Annotated in this window: 3 protein-coding genes; all 3 read right to left on the bottom strand. The window is 36.6% G+C overall.

Annotated features, from left to right (window positions below; translation table 11 throughout):
• Positions 1-60: 60 nt before the first annotated feature.
• Positions 61-1,065, bottom strand: a complete 1,005-nt coding sequence (locus BBB02_RS05425) for a major capsid protein (RefSeq protein WP_010405450.1) — start codon at positions 1,063-1,065, stop codon at positions 61-63.
• Between the two features lie 43 nt (positions 1,066-1,108).
• Positions 1,109-1,480: a head decoration protein gene (locus tag BBB02_RS05420; RefSeq protein ID WP_127464211.1), complete on the bottom strand. Its 372-nt coding sequence runs from the start codon at positions 1,478-1,480 to the stop codon at positions 1,109-1,111.
• 75 nt (positions 1,481-1,555) lie between these two features.
• Positions 1,556-2,587 (bottom strand): S49 family peptidase, encoded by a 1,032-nt coding sequence (locus BBB02_RS05415; RefSeq protein WP_077188543.1) that lies wholly within the window; start codon positions 2,585-2,587, stop codon positions 1,556-1,558.
• Positions 2,588-2,647 lie beyond the last annotated feature (60 nt).

The raw sequence follows: 2,647 nt of genomic DNA, 5'->3' as shown, positions 1-2,647 counted from the left end.
AGTATATGGCTTCCACTCCTAAATGCTCAAAACAATCTTTCAATAGTTTTCCTATATTCATCAGCTAGAACTAATTTTTACTAGCACTCCAGGCCTGTGGCACATTGGCAAAGGATTTGACTGTGTATGTAAATCGGTCCCTCTATCAAACCTCCTTGGCTCTTGTTTTGCATAGAGTGGCTGTCCAAGAGTATTTACTGTCTCATTAAAGTCTGCTGGTGCAAAATATGTTGTAAATGTGCTTGCTGTTCCTAGTGGAAAACAGTGCCCCGTATCTTTCTCAATAAATCTTCTCACGGTTCCTTCAGGATCTGTTGCTTGCCCTCTATATTCCTCAAATGTTATTCCACAGAACGTAAATCCTGATCTCATATCATTCCTTAGCGCTGCTCCTTCTTGCCATCTTTCATATGCTTCTTTTACTTTAACGTGAGAAGTTAATGCATCGAAAAACTCAGGGCTTACCAAGGCATGAATTCCTGTCATATATTCACCACTTAGATTATCTTCTATGTGCCGGAGTACTTCCAGACACTTACGTTTTACATCAGTTGTCGCTGTTCCCAGTGCAAAATTTACTACTTTTGGTGTGATTTCAAATTCGTTGTACAGATTTAATAATTCTGACCCGTCAGCATCTAAAATTATTCCTTTCAGCGCTCCCATTCGTAAATGCTCTAATGTTATTGCGTGTTTGTTTCTCATTAGCTGTAAATGGTCAGTTATTACGTCTGCCAGCGCTTTAAGTTCACTTTCTGATCCAAATGCCCTTATTCCCTGTACTTCCTCTGGTAACACTACATCATCATGCGGAATGTGCGGAATCGTAAATGTTCTTACCTTTCTTTTTCCTCTTTTTCCTACTGCTCCTGGTGCTCCGGGTAACTGCGTTGGTAGTAAACTTAATACTCCATTTTGCTCTTCTATGGTGATATGTCTAAATCTTACTGATCTACTTGGAAATAAATTTAAATTTTCAACACGTCCATAATTTATCGGCAATATATTCATCGCATTTGTTAGTGCCGTCATACTAAATGCTGTATTTGTAAATGGATTTTGCATTTTTTCTTTTCCCCCTTTGTGTTTTTTGTTGTTTAATATAGCTTTAGGCCGCTTTACGGATAATGATTCCTCGTCCTTCAAGTTGCTTTATTGCTTCAGCTTTTTGCTCTTCAGTGATACCTGTTGGCCACACAATTGCATGATCTGCTAGCATTGCACCACGAGTAATAATTACTGCTTTGGCATTTTCTGTCGCATTTACATCACTTACTATTGCACCTATTGCTGTTTGTGTACCATCTGTGGCAGTTGGATTTAAAGCTTTAATTAAATTATCTTTAGTATCATAACCAACTACTGTTCCTAGCTTCAGATTTTGTCCCTTTGCTACCGTTATTTGGTCTCTTGAATATAAACTTGATGCCTCATACTTTAATAGGTCACCTAGATTATTTTGTTCGGTTATACATGTCATATTTTCTTTTCTCCTTTTTTCCTTTAGTTTTACCGCCATGTTTGTAGTTATTGTATGCGGCGGTTATAAAAAAACTTAAATACTTGATTGTGCTCTAGCTTTAGCTACCTGCATCATCAACTCTTCTCCTGAATTCTGTGGTATTGCACTCAGTATCTCTGTCTTTTTCGTTCGCTCTGCAAGTAACTCCATTAAAACTTCCCGTGCTTTCTCAATACTTACTCCTTGCTCTATAAATTCTCCTATCTTTTCTGGCATCTTTGATACATTACATAATCTTATTATCTCTAAAATTTCTCTACGATAGTTCTCCTCAATTAACTCATCAGTTGTCATACTAACACTCCTACTTTTATGATTGTTGATAAATTCAAAAAATGTTGTAACTCCATCTGCAAGACCTATTTCTACTGCTTTCTCGCCAAAATATAGCCCTGCTTCCGTTGATTTGATTGCTTGTATAGAAAGATTGCGATTACGTGCTATTAGCTGGACGAACATTTCATATAGTCGGTCTACTTCTTTTTGTAAGCTTTCCAGACTTTCAGACGTCATTTGCTCATGTGGGTTTAAATCATTCTTTCGACTACCAGCAAAGATTGTGGTGTACTTAATACCTTGTTTTTCATCAAACCTACTTTGATCTATATGACTTGCTATTACTCCAATACTGCCAACACCAGAAGTTCTGCTCACAAATACCTTCTCAGCGCTAGAAGCTATTGCATATGCAGCAGAGTATGCATCATCATTTGCTATCGCTATTATCCTCTTTTTTCCTCTTGCACTATAGATAAAATCAGCTAAGTCAAATACTCCATTTACTTCTCCTCCCGGACTGTCTATATCAAGTAGAATCGTCTCTATGCTTTTATCTTCTAAAGCACTCTCTATCTCTTCATGAATATTTTCATACGAAGTCATGTCTAAAATATGATCAAAAGCTTCTGTTTTTTTAGTCAAAACTCCATAAATACGTATTATTGCTATTCCTTTTGGGTTTATATGAAAATACTTTGAGTTCTTAAAGATAGGTTGTTTGCTGTTATATAATGATAGTAGTTCAAAGCTTCTTCTCTCTACCATTATTGGCTTATTTATCCACATCACCTTCCTTTCCTTATTCTACTTTATGGTTAACGTCAGAATCGAAACAAAGTCCAAAAG

Source organism: Wolbachia endosymbiont of Bemisia tabaci, assembly GCF_003999585.1.
GTDB lineage: Bacteria > Pseudomonadota > Alphaproteobacteria > Rickettsiales > Anaplasmataceae > Wolbachia.
The sequence above is the reverse complement of the archived record's forward strand: the minus strand, read 5'-3'. Positions and strand labels throughout refer to the sequence as shown.